This window comes from Pedobacter albus (genome assembly GCF_036324255.1).
Lineage (GTDB): Bacteria > Bacteroidota > Bacteroidia > Sphingobacteriales > Sphingobacteriaceae > Pedobacter > Pedobacter albus.
In genome coordinates this window covers 1,014,684-1,029,990 of the sequence record NZ_JAZDQT010000001.1, presented here as the reverse complement: position 1 = coordinate 1,029,990, position 15,307 = coordinate 1,014,684, and the positions used below count along the sequence as shown (strand labels likewise).

13 protein-coding genes are annotated in these 15,307 nt (G+C 44.0%); 4 read left to right on the top strand and 9 right to left on the bottom strand.

Going from position 1 to position 15,307, the window contains the following annotated elements; all coding sequences use genetic code 11:
* Positions 1–3: 3 nt before the first annotated feature.
* From VRU48_RS04380 to VRU48_RS04355, 6 genes are all read right to left on the bottom strand, one after another.
* A complete protein-coding gene (locus tag VRU48_RS04380; RefSeq protein ID WP_330106705.1) occupies positions 4–1,566 on the bottom strand; it encodes a DUF6850 family outer membrane beta-barrel protein in 1,563 nt (520 codons plus the stop codon).
* 45 nt (positions 1,567–1,611) lie between these two features.
* The gene (locus VRU48_RS04375) at positions 1,612–2,940 is read right to left on the bottom strand and encodes a DUF4876 domain-containing protein (RefSeq protein ID WP_330106704.1); all 1,329 of its coding nucleotides are present in this window, start codon (positions 2,938–2,940) and stop codon (positions 1,612–1,614) included.
* 19 nt (positions 2,941–2,959) lie between these two features.
* A complete protein-coding gene (locus VRU48_RS04370) occupies positions 2,960–5,731 on the bottom strand; it encodes a TonB-dependent receptor domain-containing protein (RefSeq protein ID WP_330106703.1) in 2,772 nt (923 codons plus the stop codon).
* A gap of 115 nt (positions 5,732–5,846) precedes the next feature.
* The gene (locus VRU48_RS04365) at positions 5,847–7,205 is read right to left on the bottom strand and encodes an MATE family efflux transporter (RefSeq protein WP_330106702.1); all 1,359 of its coding nucleotides are present in this window, start codon (positions 7,203–7,205) and stop codon (positions 5,847–5,849) included.
* 53 nt (positions 7,206–7,258) lie between these two features.
* Positions 7,259–7,891 carry an AlbA family DNA-binding domain-containing protein gene (locus tag VRU48_RS04360; RefSeq protein ID WP_330106701.1) on the bottom strand — a complete coding sequence of 211 codons (633 nt, stop codon included), beginning with the start codon at positions 7,889–7,891 and terminating at the stop codon, positions 7,259–7,261.
* Between the two features lie 17 nt (positions 7,892–7,908).
* Positions 7,909–8,394, bottom strand: a complete 486-nt coding sequence (locus VRU48_RS04355) for a DUF4442 domain-containing protein (protein WP_330106700.1) — start codon at positions 8,392–8,394, stop codon at positions 7,909–7,911.
* A gap of 102 nt (positions 8,395–8,496) precedes the next feature.
* On the opposite strand from VRU48_RS04355, the gene VRU48_RS04350 reads away from it, so the two are divergent.
* Positions 8,497–8,805 carry a phosphoribosylpyrophosphate synthetase gene (locus tag VRU48_RS04350; RefSeq protein ID WP_330106699.1) on the top strand — a complete coding sequence of 103 codons (309 nt, stop codon included), beginning with the start codon at positions 8,497–8,499 and terminating at the stop codon, positions 8,803–8,805.
* Between the two features lie 157 nt (positions 8,806–8,962).
* Here VRU48_RS04350 and VRU48_RS04345 read toward each other — a convergent pair whose 3' ends face one another.
* Together VRU48_RS04345 and VRU48_RS04340 are read right to left on the bottom strand one after the other, a co-directional pair.
* Positions 8,963–9,646: a response regulator transcription factor gene (locus tag VRU48_RS04345; RefSeq protein ID WP_330106698.1), complete on the bottom strand. Its 684-nt coding sequence runs from the start codon at positions 9,644–9,646 to the stop codon at positions 8,963–8,965.
* Positions 9,647–11,101 (bottom strand): sensor histidine kinase, encoded by a 1,455-nt coding sequence (locus tag VRU48_RS04340; protein WP_330106697.1) that lies wholly within the window; start codon positions 11,099–11,101, stop codon positions 9,647–9,649.
* A gap of 129 nt (positions 11,102–11,230) precedes the next feature.
* Here VRU48_RS04340 and VRU48_RS04335 point away from each other — a divergent pair, with 129 nt between their 5' ends.
* Positions 11,231–12,403, top strand: a complete 1,173-nt coding sequence (locus tag VRU48_RS04335) for a redoxin family protein (RefSeq protein WP_330106696.1) — start codon at positions 11,231–11,233, stop codon at positions 12,401–12,403.
* Between the two features lie 84 nt (positions 12,404–12,487).
* The gene (locus tag VRU48_RS04330; protein ID WP_330106695.1) at positions 12,488–13,711 is read left to right on the top strand and encodes an MFS transporter; all 1,224 of its coding nucleotides are present in this window, start codon (positions 12,488–12,490) and stop codon (positions 13,709–13,711) included.
* 232 nt (positions 13,712–13,943) lie between these two features.
* Here VRU48_RS04330 and VRU48_RS04325 read toward each other — a convergent pair whose 3' ends face one another.
* Positions 13,944–14,159 (bottom strand): hypothetical protein, encoded by a 216-nt coding sequence (locus tag VRU48_RS04325; RefSeq protein WP_330106694.1) that lies wholly within the window; start codon positions 14,157–14,159, stop codon positions 13,944–13,946.
* Positions 14,160–14,301: 142 nt separating this feature from the next.
* On the opposite strand from VRU48_RS04325, the gene hemF reads away from it, so the two are divergent.
* Complete coding sequence (gene hemF / locus VRU48_RS04320; RefSeq protein WP_330106693.1) at positions 14,302–15,195, top strand: oxygen-dependent coproporphyrinogen oxidase; 894 nt, start codon at positions 14,302–14,304, stop codon at positions 15,193–15,195.
* The last annotated feature ends 112 nt before the right edge of the window (positions 15,196–15,307 follow it).

Below are 15,307 nucleotides of genomic sequence, written 5' to 3'. Positions count from 1 at the left end.
GCATCAAAAATACAGATTTAAGCTAATATTTGTGGCAAAACGATCCTTCCCCGGCAAACTCGGATAAACACTTTCGATCGTTTGTTCTTGCAGTTTTCTGAGGTAGAAGGTATTGATGGCAATAGCCGATCTCATGGTCCTGAAAATTGGAAATCCATAAGCCATTTTAAGTTCGCCACCAAGCGATGTGGCGGTATTGAAAATATAATCGCGATTGATGACGTTTTGGGTAAAATAGCCCGCCTGCTGCACTACCTTGAACGCACTGGCCAAAGGCAGGTTGTAAGCTCCAGTTAAGTTAACGGCAAAATAGGTGTGGTTGGCAAGGTTATGGTTCAGTCCGTAGCCCAAAGACAAGAGCAGGTTGTTGTAGTACACATTGTTGCCACTGATGCCGTCGGTTCTTTCTTCGCTGTTTTGCTGACCAGCCAAATAAAAACTATGGGTATTGGCTACGGTATATTTATTGACAAACAGCTTGGCCATTACCTGATTGCCGTTGTAAATGTAGTTGTTGGCTTGGTAGGTGAGGTTAAAATCCTTGCCGGTCTGGCTTTGAAAGTTAACGGTAGCTCCATAACCAAAGCTATTCGATTTTTTGAGCCATAACAGGTTAACCTTGGTGGTTTCGAGGCCATAGCTGGTGTAGTCTGTAAAGCCGCTGCTGTTGCTGTAAAAATAGCGTTGGTTTTCTTTGAAATAGCTTCCATTTAGGTAAAAATCGCCTAAAGTATTGGTGTTCAGGTCTACAAACAAATCGGCACCGTTTCTTACCATTTTATCGTCGTAGGTTCTGTTTTTCAGGGCATCGTCCCATTCCCGATAACCGTTTACCAAATGGTTGTAGTACTCAGGAAAAGCCGAACTTTCGTAATACCTGGGGTTTTTATAGCCTATGTTGAAGCTTTCGCGACCGTAGCCATGTCCGTAACCCACGCCGGCTTTAAAGGCCTTCGAAAAGCGATAGCCCACAATGCCTTTTAAATTGAATTGGTATTCTCCAACCGAACCCCTTGGATCGTTGGTAGAGAAGTGGTCGCCAACCTTGTAGTTGGTTTCGAACGAAAAAGTCAACTTGTCTTGCCAAATACTCTTGCTGGCCATGGCATTAAAGGCATAAATGGTACGCTCATAATGCACATAACCCGGCGATCCAAAATAATACGGTGTAGTGGTGTTGCTTCGCGTTTGATGGGCGTAACGCGTGCTGTCTTCGAAAATCTTTTGATAGTTTAAGCTGCCAAACAATTTAACAGAACCCATTTTGGCTGTTCCTTCAGTAGAAAAACCACCACTATTAATGGTCGTTGCACCTTGCGCAGGAATAAAATGGCCGCGTTGAAAATTGTAGGCCACACCGGCACGACTCACCCTGTCGGGCATCAGATCGCTCAGGTAGTAGCTACTGGCTTGTGCAAAGCGCATTTTGGCCAGCTGTACCGAATCGGCATAAATAAATTGCGAAAGATTGGCATTGGCCATGCCTATAGAATCCTTTTTGCCCTGTGCAAACGCGGCAAAAGGCAAAAGGAGCAAAAAAAGAAAACAATATTTGTTTTGGTGCATTGCAGAATTAAAATTGCAAGCCGTTTAAAGCTGGCAATGGTTATGTTATTTAAAACCTCTTGGCGTAGCTACGTTGAGGAAAGTGAAATCTTCGGTACTGTTGTTGGTATCTTTTAATACGATACGTCCGTTTACTGTTTTTTCGGTTTTTCTGATGATCGACTGCGAAGTATAAGACCCCAGTGGTACGTAGGTAAAGCCCGCATCTAGCGCCGAGTTGTATTTTTTAGGAATACGATCATCGGCCTCTACCGGCTGAACTTCAACGGCATCGATTACGTATTTGTTTGGAATTTGATAGTATTTGGTGGCTGTTGACGAAGGAGTAGCCTTGGTTGGATAATTGTACATTGGCCAATCTTTAGGGCTTTGAGTGCCATCCGCTTTGATCAAGGCGTAAGAATACCTGCCTGGATTGTCGAAAATCATATCAGTTCCGAAATACGAAAGCACGGTAAGGTTTGGCACATTCGGATTGTCGATATCAGATGCCAAAGGCTTGGCCAATAATGGGGCATAATAGGCTTCAAAATCGGCGCCGCTCAAATCAACGGTCAATGCCGGATTGATTACTGTAATCTGCTTGCCATCGGCACCGGTAAACGGTGCCTTGTGGTTAATAGCGGTTTGCGCTACTACAATGCTTTTGCCTGGCTGTACAGGATATTGTTTGCCGGTTCCAGGAATCATCAAAAATGCACGGGCATAGATGTAATCGTTATTGGCATCGATATTGGCTGGCATATTTACCGATTTAGACCAGTCTAACTGGCCTGTTGAGGCCAATAGATTGTAGGTATTGGCGGTAGATTTGGTAATCAGGCCTACGGTTTCGGCAAAGTAAAGGCTATCGGCATACAATACTTTATCGCTGTTGTTGTAAAACTCTATAAATTGATCCCTGTACAAGGCGCCGTTAACACGGTCTGAACCTGCAAAGTATACCTGCTTGATTACCCAATCGCCGGTAAAACCAGCCGTTAGGTTCAGCGAAAGCGTTTCGCTAAAGCCAACCACGATCTGCTTGTTTTTGAGTGAAGCATTGAAGGTTACGGCTTTATCTACTGGAATAGCGGTAATGGCCGTATAATCTGCGGCCGAAATCGTTGCCGAAGCATCAATATCGTAGGCACCTGGCGATAATTGCGAAATCAGCAAAGTTCCTTTTTCAGAAACATTAAACTCGCGAACGGTTTTGGTGCTTACATTGGTTACCTTAACTTTTACAACGTTTAAAGGCAGCTTGTAAGTGCTGGTTTCGAGGTTGTAAGATACATTTACGTTTACGTCGATAGGTTGTATCTCTGTCGTGTTATTTTTTTTACAGGCCGTTAGTGCTAAGCTGGCCAAAAACAGGTAAAGGTATTTTTTCATGTTGTTGCGATTAAAAAAATTAAAGTTTTAACGAAATCTCAGCCCCGAAAGTTGGAGCACTGTTAGGGAAAGTATAATTATTGGTAGTCGAAATATAATAAGGCTGATAGTTGAATACATTGTACACGTTAAAGGCAAACCTGAAACGCTTCCTGATTTCTTTGGCTAGGCTCAAATGGAAATTGGGAATGATTTTAGGCACATTGTTCTCGTTGATTTCCGACGAAGGCTTGATCAAATGGCCATAATCCAAATTGCTTGGATCTGGATTTGTTACCGTAATGTATCTGCCATCGCGGGTAAGATAGCCCAGCGGGATGCCTGCTGTTGGCGATTGCACGGTTTTTTGAAGCAACGAAAAATCGGCAATAAAGCTGACGATCAAACTGATTTTCGGAATATGCGTAGACGAACTCAACGAAGCATTGCTCAAATACGAAGTACGGTTGGTCGGTTCGTAAATGCCGATGATAGCATAGTCGGGTCTGGAGGTACCCTCGTCGGTAAAACTCGATTGCCTCGGACTGTTGGTACGGTATTTTGTTCTGAAAATACCCGCGGTAAGGTTAAAGCTGGTAGCCAGCGCACTGATTTGTGGCGTGTTGGCAATCAGTTCAATCCCATCGTTATCCGACCTCAAATCGTTGTTGAACGTAGAGTAGGTGAAGCTATAGTTTTTGGTACCTGTTTGTGTAATGATTGGTTTTTGGTTGGGTACCGGCGTAACCGTATAAGACGGTAAAGTAATATATTCTCTTTGTGCAACAGTGCTGATACCATCTCTCGATTGTTTGCTGAAAACGGCCAATGAAATGCGGTAATCCTTAAGCTTGAGCTGGGAAGTGAATTCGAAAGTCTGGCTCTTCGACGACTTGATGTTGCTGGCCGTAGGATCGTAACGGTTAACGTAAACGAGGTAAGTGCTTTCGGCCACTTTGCCGTTGTAAGCGTTTACCAAGGGGATTTCATTGTATACGGGTCCAGGATATCTTTGCGCCAACGAAGGCGATTTAAATGCCAAGCCGTAAGCCAAGCCTATCCTCAGGTTGTCGCTCAACGAATAGTTGGCATTAATCCTAGGCGAGAAGGATGGCAGGGCATTTTGGATATCGTAGCGCAAACCCCCACGTACGTTCAACTCCCTTTTAAAGAGGTTCAGTTTAAACACATCTTCTACGTAAAGGCCAACGTTTTGTTGCGGTATCGCCAATGCAAAATCGTAATAGCGCTCAGAACGGTTAGAAGTGAGTGAAGTAGGGGTAATGGACGTCTGTGCGCGAGGCCTTGTAGGGTCTAAAACCTGTCCCAAGCCCTTGTTGGCGCCATAATCATAGCTCATGCCAAAACCTAGGAAATGGGTAGTATTCCCGATTTTAAAATCAGCATTGAAATCCAATTTGGCCGAAGCGTTAATTGGTCGGCCATCTATTAGCGACTGGGCTGTATAAATGCCCGGTACATAGCTTCCTTCATGTATGCCGGTGGTAGTTGCATCAGAAATAATGGCATACGGATCGTTTCTGTATTGTTCTTTATAGCTCACCTGATGCCCCTCGGCATAACGCAGGTTAAGTGAAACGCTTTTGAGGAAATTGGTGTTTAGGCGGTAAAAACTGCGATTAGCTACGCTGAAATTCCAGCTGTTAAACTTGGTTACGGTTTTGCTGATATCGTCCGGATCGCGTTTAATGCCATCTAGGTTTTGGCCGTAATCGATGCTCAATGTGTTTTTTAGGCGTTGCTCCTTGCCAAAAGTATTGGTATACATGGTAGAAGCATTGATTCTGCGGTAGGCCTTGATTTTGTCGCGGTTATCGGCAAAAGAATTAACGTAGTTGAGGCCTACGTTCAACGCCCCGGCTTTGGGCGAGAGCTTAAAGCCCTGCGAATAGCCATAAGAGGTGGCATTGTCGCGCAATTGCATGCGCAGGTAAGCCGGCGCTTTGCCCGCTTGGCGTTCAACAATCAGCGCGCCATCGCTTAAATCGCCATATTTGGCTGGTGCAACACCAGAAATCACTTCGATGCTTTCGATGTTATCGGCAGGTATCTGTCGCAAATCCGTTCCACCAAAGGCAAAGTCGCCAGAGTAGGATGTGGTGCTTGTACCGCTTAAGCCATACGAATTGCCACTTGACAAGTAGGAATTGCTTACCCCCAACATACCCGGATTAAAGCTCTGCATGTTCATGTTGTTGCTAATGGCATTGCCATCAACAATAATAGCCACGCCAAAGGCATTGTTCATTTCAAATGCGCCTCTGTTGTTGGTGGTAGGTGCAAAGGTAGAACGCAAAGTAAGGTTCTGTACGTTTTGCAAAGACGGAGGCGTCACTTTTCTGTTCGGGATTTGGTTGAGCAGGTCTGAAAGGCTCAATGCCGGTGTACGTTCAATAATATCTCGACTGATGAGGAGCGACGAGTTGGATGAACCTTCGTAGCTTCTCTTGGCATTGATGTCGATGGTGGCTAGGCTCAGGTTGAGTTCCTGCATTACTAAAGTGCCAAAATCAAAACCATTTGCGGTAGGCTTAACTTGTCTGGTCAGTTTTTGGTAGCCAATGTAGGAAAACTCAAAAGTGAGTATCGCATTGCCAATATTGCTAAGCTGTACCTTGAATAGGCCATCCTTGTTGCTGTTTAAGTATTGGTTAAGCTCTACAATTTTAATATTGACAGCTTCTAGCGCTTGACCAGATGGGGCACTTACTTTGCCCGAAATAGTAGCGTTTTGCTGACCAAAGGCACTAAACAGGCTGCACGATAAAAGTAGGGTATAAAGTAGTTTCAATTAAGACTAATTCTAATTTGGCGCAAAGATGTAAAAATTATGGACGCCAGACAAGTTATTTAGAATAATTCTTAATTATAATTTGGATTTGTTACACAAAAGTTAAACGGCTTTTTTATGAATTGGCCAAGAGCTTGGTGCGGTGTTGAAACCTGAAAAACAATAGGATAGAGGCCGTTAACAAGCCAATGGTCAGGCCGTACCAAATGCCTTTTACGCCCATGCCAAGGTGCATGCCCAAGAAATAGCCTACCGGTATGCCAATTACCCAATACGAAAGAAAAGTAACAAAGGTTGGAATATTTACATCGCCAATGCCACGCAAAACACCCAAGCCAACTACCTGTGTACCGTCAAACAACTGGAAAAAACCGGCAATGATTAAAAGCTGCGCCGCAATTTCGACCACGGCAATATCATTGGTGTAAATGTAAGGCAAAATACTGCTGGCCAAGATAAAGAGGAGTGCCGTGAAGCTCATAAATGCCAATACCACATGATAGCTGGCTACTGCTGAGATGCGCAGGTTAATCAAGTCTTTCTTGCCCAGGTAATTGCCCGTTTTAATGGTAGCTGCCGATGCGGTTCCGCTGGCAATCATGTAGGTAAAAGCCGCCAAATTAATGGCAATCTGGTGTGCGGCCTGTGGTGCGGCGCCAAAAGTACCAATCAGGATGGCCGCACCGCTAAATGCGCTGATTTCGAATACATACTGCATAGAAACCGGCGCACCAATTTTGATGATCTGTCTGCTTCTTACCTTATCTATAAAAGTCCACTTGAATTTTTGGAGGTATTTTTTGAAGTTCTTAGAGGTCAGCACATAATAGCACATCACCAAGGCCATCAAACAACGATCGACCAGCGTACTGATACCTACGCCTTTTACACCCATCGGCGTAATGCCGAATAAGCCTTTGACCAAGATGATGCCCAAAATGATATTCAGCAGGTTGCCAAATATGGAGATGAACATGGCTTGTTTGGTAAAGCCCAATCCCTCGGCAAATTGCTTAAAAGTTTGGAAAACCATCAGCGGAATAATCGATATAGACAACAGGCCCAGGTAAGGCTTGGCATATTTGACCACTTCCGGCGATTGGCCCAAATGATCGATGGCAGCCAGTGTGCCAAAATGGAGCAGGCTGTATAAGATTATTCCTGTAAAAATGTTAATGAGCAAGCTATTGGAAAGCAACCGGCCACACTCTTCGTGGTTTTGTGCACCATTTTCCTTCGCAATCAAAGGCGTTAAGCCATAAGAAATGCCCAAGCCCAAAACCAAAATCAGCGTAAACAAGCTGTTCACCAAAGAAACAGCTGCCAATTGCACCGTTCCGGCAAACTGGCCCACAATAATGCTGTCGGCCATGTGCACCAGCATGTGGCCAATCTGCGAAACCACAATCGGACCGGCCAATATGAGGTTTTCTTTGTAGTAGGGCTTGTATTTAGTGTAGAGGGCTTGTAGCATAAGCTTACAAAAATGAGGTTTTTATCCCACAAATCGGCCCGTTTTGTGTCAAATTATTTGAGCCCGGCTACGGTAAAATACTCTTCTTTTTCTGAAGTATGGGGTAGGATTACGCCGGTTAAAATGAGGCTTACAATAATTTTCTGTGCCTTTTTGTAGGCGCTTCGGGTCAGTTTGCTGTATTCTTTCAGGGTAATGCGGCCATGTTCTTCCAAATATTCGAGCAGCTTCTTTTCGTGTTCCGAATAGGCAATAAGCTGGCCTGTTTCCTGGTTGTCCTGCTTCAGTACATCTACAATAATCTTGCTGGCCAAAATGCTTTTGTCTTTTACCCTGAAATAAACCCACCATTTTTTGTTTTCGTCCATGGCATAATGGGGTTTCGAATCGCTTTGCGGGATATCGACTACCAGAACCACCTTGTCGTCGATATAAACTTCTTCAAACTTGGGTTCTATGGCTGGTTTGCAAAACTGATGGGCCGCCTTGTTGATCATGTATTTTTCTTCTTCCTCAGATTTAACGCCTTTGATGGCGCCATCGTCGGTAACGCCGATCAACAGTTTGCCGCCTTTGTTATTGGCAAAGGCAACCAGGGTTTTGGCGATTTTTTCGACACTGCTAATGGTCTTTTTAAAATCCAAGCTTACGTTTTCGCCTTCCAGGATCAGTCTTTTGATGTTCATAACCTAAGCTTTAAATGTTAAATGGCCACTTTTTGTTTTTCGCCTGGAAATTTGGTGCGCAGGTACACTTCGTTCTGTACAGTAGCGCAAAGCTCGCCCTGTTTGTTGTAAAGCTCCATCGGATACGATTTGACAAACTTTCCGGTGGTGTTGAGCGCTGTTTTGGCTTCGGCTATCATTTCGTCGGTAACCACCAAGGTAAAGTAAAGGCTGGTTAACCCGGGCTTCAGGTATTGGATGGAAGCGCTCTTGAGCCAAACGCGTACCTTAAACCCGCTGCGCTGCATCAACTGGTCGAAAAGGATGGCATAAAAAGGATCTGTTGCGGCATAGATGGAACCGCCAAAAATAGAACCGTTGTAGTTTCTGTTCAAAAAGCTGTTGCTGATCTTGACATCAACGCCCCTAAAGCCGGGATGGAACCTTCTGACCCAAATTCGCTGAAAAAATAGTGGTGGATATAAGCACAAGGCCCATTTAAGGGTTCTCTCTGAAACTATCATGATGGTTAAATATCTGAAATACTATTGAGCTTTGAAAGTTTTATAACGGAATTTAACTGCAAATTGATGGCTTGTTTAAGTCAAAAAATAGTAAATTAGGCTATGCATATTTACGATACCCTGAGCGGTGCCTTGTCAGACCTCGAGCAACGCGGCTACGAATACGATTTTAACCTGACCGACGATAGCATCGAATGCAAGGCCCTAGACCTTAAACTGATGCCAGAAGAGTTTGAAATAGACGAATTCTACCGTTTTGAGGGCATGACCGATCCAGGCGACAGTTCGGTAGTTTATGCCATTTCTTCGGCTGTAGGCAATTTAAAAGGCGTATTGGTTGATGCTTATGGCGCTTATGCAGAAAATATCTCGGCAGAACTGATCGACAAGCTTAAAGTGCATCATGATTAAAAGTGCAATTGTTTGATTGTTGAATTGCTGGCGACTAAGTGATTGTGTAATTAAGTTTCATTGCTACGATTGTTAAATTGTTAGCTCAATGAATAACAGTTTAACAATAACAACAATTTAACAGTTTAGCAATTTACAATAGACAACAATTCCAGTCCTAACAAATCAACTTATAACCCATACCACGCACGTTGATGATCTGCACTTTTTCATCGTTTTGCAGGTGCTTGCGCAAACGCGTGATGAATACGTCCATGGTACGCGTATTGAAAAAACTATCGTCGCCCCACAAAGACAGTAGGGCCATTTTTCGTTCGGTTAAGTGGTTTTTGTTTTTGTAGAGGAGCCAGAGCAGTTCTGCTTCCCGATGCGAAAGCTGTATGGTATTGTCCTGAAAAGAAAGTTCTTGTTTGGGATGGTTGAATAAATAATCGCCAATCACAATCGATTCGGCAATGGCTTTGTCTTCGCGCCATGTTCTTTTCAGCAGTTCGTCTATGCGGAGAAAAAGCTCTTCCAAGCTAAAGGGTTTCTTGAGGTAATCGTTGCCACCGCTTTGGTAGCCTTCAATTACATCGGCAGTAGTGGTTTTGGCGGTAAGGAACAAAATAGGGATATGTTCGTTGCTTTGCCTTATCTGCTTGGCCAGGGTAAAGCCATCGGTGTATGGCAGCATCACATCTAAGATCAGCAGGTCGAACAGCCCGTTTTGAAAGAGGTTATAGCCCTTTTTGCCATCTGCCGCATGACTTACGGCATAGCCTTTTTGTTCGAGGCTATCGGTAATTACCTTGGCCAGGAAAGGTTCGTCTTCTACCAGCAACAATCTTTTGTTTGTCATTTAGATGGGGAGTTGAATGATAAAGATACTGCCGTTTGGCCGGTTATCGCTTACCTTGATTTGTCCGCGGTGCTGCATAATAACCTTTTGCACATAACTGAGGCCTAAGCCATAGCCTTTAATATCGTGCACATTGCCCGTTGGCACCCTGAAAAACTGATCGAATATCTTTCCTTTAAATTCATCGGCAATGCCCGGTCCATTATCGGCGATATAAATGTTAACTTCTTTGTTTTTAACAAGATAGTAAATGGTAATTAAAGGATTAGTAGCGGTATTGTACTTGATAGCATTTTCGACCACGTTGCTCAATGCCCTGAACAAATGCAACTGGTTGCCCTTGATAACCAAGTCTGGACTTGCCTCAAACTGGATATGCGTACCTGTTGGCAAAGGCACCGAATCGATTACTTCCGTTACCAGATGCCTGAGTTTAATGGTTTCGTTGGTTGGAAAGGCAATATGCTCTAATTTGGCATTGCCTAGTATCTCTTTGGTTAAATGCGTGAGCTTTTTGGTCTGGTAAAGAATAATATCGAGGTATTTATTGCGCGTTGCCACATCCTGGTCAAACTGTTGCATGGCTTCGGCGGTAATCTGTATCGACGACAGGGGCGTATGTATTTCGTGGGTCATGTTGCTGATGAACTGGTTTTTCATCGCGACCAGTTTGCTTTGATTAAGCAGGGTTTTAACGGTATAATAAAAACAGAAAACGGTAATACCGATCAGCAGCAGGGAGCTGATGATAAGCCACCTCATCTCTCTGAAATAATAGGCATTCGGATTTTCCAAACTGGCCCAAACCATTTCCTTCTCGTAGGGCCTGCGCAGGGCCGTATTCACTTTTGGGGTAACGAATATTTTCTGGTCGTTTTTTTTGACATTGAGCTTAAATGGCGTATAAATGCCCTTTTTGGTCAGTTCTTTTTTAAAGAGAGTGGCCAGGCTATTTGTATTGGCTTTGGTCGAATTATAAATGCGCGAAAGGCTGTCGCCCAGGCGCTGGGTATAAAAATAAATAATGCCTTTGCGCAGATCGCCACCAAGCGTATTGTCTGTAAAGTGATTAATGAAGATATTTTTGGCTTCGGGTGTAATTTGTCGCACCTTTTCCTTAAAATTGGCAATGCCGATGCTTACCGGTTTTGCGTCTTTAAAGTAAGGATGGGTATCGCGCATGTGGAAAACCGTATTGCTGTCGCGGTTATTGATGTCGCAGGTAATGGTGATGAAAGCGGTATCGCTCAGCCATTTTCTGACAGCTGATTTGATCAGTTGGTGCCTGAGGCCTATTTCATCGTCTACGGCCTTTGTCAATGCATCGTTGCTGTCTTTCTTAAAATTGGTTACCGTAGTCTGATAGTTCTGGTAGTTCCAATACAGCTGCAGGCCGGTAATGCCCAGCACGCAAAAGCTCATCAGAACCAAAACCCAGGTTATCTTTTTCTGCATATTGCAAACATAGTACTCCTTTCAGTTAATCCCTGCATCAGTTAACACTAATTAACTTTACTTAACTGCGCTTAACCTGAAGGCCTGCTTTTTAGCCCCATGTTTGTAGCGGATAAAATATAACAAATGATGAAAAAGATGATTCTGATGGCGCTGTTGCTGGGCAATGTCGCTTTTGCGCAGGTTAAAAAAGGCGAGCAAGTACCCAACTTTAAGCTGGAAACCATTTTAAATGCACCGGTTAAAACCGCTAATCTGCAACAGTTTAAAGGCAAATTGGTATGGATAGAATTTTGGGCTACCTGGTGCGGGGCATGTATAGAAGCCATGCCTCATTTACAGCAACTACAAAACAAATATAAAGACAGGCTGCAGGTCATCAACGTAACGCAGGAAACTGCCGAGCGCACCAAACAGTTTATGAAAGCAAGGCCCTCTAAGCTCTGGTACGCCATCGATACTGCCGGCAAGATGGGCGAACTGTTTCCGCACCGCTTGATTCCCCATAGTGCGCTCATTTCGCCCGATGGCAAACTGATTGCCGTTACCAACCCCGAAAGCATTACCGAAAAGGTGATAGACAGTTTGCTGGCCAACCAACAGGTTCACCTGCCGGAGAAAAAAGATAATCTCACCGCCGATTATATCAAGACTTATTTTTTTGCCGAAGACACGGTTAGAAACAGGTTGGTTATACAGCCTGAAATCAAAGGCGGTCCGGGTATGCGACTGAATTTTATGGATCAGCCTGCATTTGCAGGCAGGAGGCTTACTTTTATCAATGTGGGCATAGGAAATATGTACCAGGAAGCATTTGGCAGTTTCGGTTATGGAAGAACTATTAATAAGGTTGACGACAAAGAGAAGCAGCGCTATTGCCTCGATATCATCGTGCCCCAAAAAGAACAGTTGTTTCCGAGCCTGAAAGCCGCCTTGGCCAAGCAGTTTGGCATCAAAGCCTCGATACAAAAGCAGGATAAGGAAGTTTATGTGCTCAAGATCGTAGACCAGGGTAAATTTGGCCAAATCAAGCGTAATACCTCCGGCAACAGGACCTATTTTTCTATGCATGGCAAAATTGATCAACAAAGTATCACGATGACAGATTTTGCCGACTATTTGGAAACCTTTGGCGTTTACAAAAGTCTTGTGGTAGATGAAACCGGCAACAATGAAAAACTCGACATCAAATTCTCGTTCCAGCCCGAAAAACCCGAAACGCTGAACGATATTTTAAAAGACATGGGCCTTGGTTTGGAAAAGGCAAATAGGAAGGTTGATTTTCTTGTGCTCGAAAAGTAGGCGCAAAGCCTTGCGAAGTTTTAGAAACTTCGCAAGGCTTGTTTTCGTTTTTTTTTGTAGCTTAATCGCTCCAAACTAAACTGTATGAAAGAAGTCGCTCCAAACAAAAAATTAGTACTGCTCATTATCGTAGCCGCACTGGGCTATTTTGTAGATATCTATGATCTTATTCTCTTTTCGGTAGTAAGGTTAGAAAGCCTCACCGAATTGGGCGTAGCCAGTGCCGATATGCTTAATGTAGGCACCTCGATTATCAATGCCCAGATGTTTGGCATGTTGCTGGGCGGTATCTTATGGGGCGTTTTAGGCGATAAAAAAGGCCGTTTAAGCGTGCTGTTTGGTTCGATTATCCTTTATTCTCTGGCTAATATCGCCAATGGCATGGTAACTTCGGTTACCGCTTATGCCATTATCCGTTTTATTGCAGGCGTAGGCCTTGCCGGAGAGCTGGGGGCAGGCATTACCCTGGTTACCGAAAGCATGGACAAAAAGAACAGGGGCTATGGAACCATGATCGTGGCTGGCGTAGGTTTGTTCGGTGCCGTAGCGGCCAATCTGATCAGCGACGCGTTTTCTTGGCAACATAGCTACTATGTTGGCGGCGGCATGGGTTTGGCCTTGTTGCTGTTGCGGGTAGGGCTGGCAGAATCGGGCATGTTCAAGGAAACCAAAGAGGCTAATGTGCAGCGAGGCAACATGTGGATGCTGTTTAACAATGCCGGCCGGTTTAAAAAATATCTGTGCTGCATCTTAATCGGCTTGCCTTTGTGGTATGTAGTAGGCGTGCTGATTACCTTTTCGCCAGAGTTTGGCAAAGCCCTCAATGCGAGTGGCGTTTTAAATGCTGGCGAGGGCGTAATGTATTGTTATATAGGCATAGCTATAGGCGATATCGTGGCAGGTTTCTTATGCCAGATGCTCAAATCACGCAAAAAGGTAATGTTCATCTTCCTTGCCTTAACGGCCATTGCCGTTATGGTTTACTTGAGAGCCGAAGGACTCACGCCAAAAACGTTTATTTGGCTCAGCCTTTTCTTGGGTTTTGCCTCTGGGTATTGGGCTACTTTTGTGACCATTGCCTCAGAACAGTTTGGCACCAACCTAAGAGCCACCGTTACCACCACGGTACCCAATTTTGTAAGAGGCTCGGTGGTATTGGTTACCTCGTCGTTCCTGTTTTTGAAAAGCCATGTGGGCATCCTCGAAAGCGCATTGATTGTTGGAGGCGTGTGTTTGGTAATTGCGCTTGTTGCCTTAAGCATGTTGAAGGAAACCTTTCACAAAGACCTAGATTATGTAGAGGTTTAGTTCTCTTAATAATATTGAAGCCACAGCTCGACAGATTGCAAGTTGAATCTGCTAAGCTGTGGCTTTTTGTTTTTAGCAAGGTACACAGCCCTCTGTTTGATAATTGCGTTTGTTGCATTAAGGAAACCTTTTGTAAAGATTTAGAATTACGTAGAAGTTTAGCTTCCTTAATATTGAAGCCACAAATTGAAAGATTTAGTTTACAATCTGTCAATCTGTGGCTTTTGTTTTTTTAGCAAGGTACGCAACCTTCTGTATAGCCACCATAGCCATTTGAGTAGCAAACTGCCCAATTTTCTTGTGCGCCACATTCGCCAACCTCGATTTTAACAGGTTTATTGGCATTTACGTCAAAACAAAGTACAACTGGTACACAAAACGATATTGGATCGTCGCCACCCCGTACGTTTTTCATTTCAGCTTTGCTGATCAGGTTCATTTTTTTCATCTGTTTTTGGTTTTATGGTTAAACTTAATCTAATGTAATCATAATCAAAGAGATAAATGCATCTGTCAAAAAAATGTACTTTCTCTATATTTGCGGCCGATTAGCTCGAATTAGCCGTAACTTTACAACAAATTAATCAACCATGTTTAGGGACGAAGTAGCAGCAGCATATCAGCAAATTCAGGACAGTATTTGTGAGGGTTTGGTTCAGGCCGATGGCGGGGCAAAGTTCGAAGAAGAGCTTTGGCAACGTGAGGGTGGAGGCGGTGGCAGAACCCGTGTTATGCAAGGCGGCAACGTTATCGAAAAAGGTGGCGTAAACTTCTCTGCCGTGCATGGAAAACTGCCAGAGGCCGTTAAAAAAGCATTCAAGGTAGAAAACGATGATTTTTTTGCTACTGGTGTTTCTATCGTGATGCATCCCGAAAATCCTTTCGTGCCGATCATCCACATGAACATCCGGTATTTCGAAATGGACGAGCAGACCCGCTGGTTTGGTGGAGGCATCGATCTTACGCCACATTACATCATCCCAACCGATGCCCGTTTCTTCCATCACCGCCTTAAACAGACCTGCGATGAGTTCGATGCCTCTTTTTATCCCAAATTCAAGGCGCATGCCGACGATTATTTTTTCATTAAGCACCGCGAAGAAACCCGTGGCGTAGGTGGTATCTTTTACGATAGGCTCAAACCCGAAAACACCTCGCTGGATTTTAAGCAGCTGCTTGATTTTTCTTTGGCCGTGGGCAATACCTTCATTCCCGTATATAGCGAACTGATCGATCGTAATCGAGATAAAGAATATAACGACCATCAGAAAGAATGGCAATACCTGCGCCGTAGCCGTTATGCCGAATTTAACCTCGTTTATGATGCCGGCACCAAATTTGGCCTCGAAACCAATGGCCGTATCGAAAGCATCCTGATGAGCCTGCCGCCAACCGCCAAATGGAATTATAATCCACATATCTTGGCTGGTAGCGAAGAAGAACAGACGAAAAACCTGCTTAAAAAAGGCATCGACTGGGTGTAATGGCATTTATGGTGCACTAATGATTAAAACGGTACTAAGCTGTTATCTCTAATTAAAATCTGTTAATCTGTGGCACTATTTAAAGCTAGATAAATCTAAACTTTATGCACTT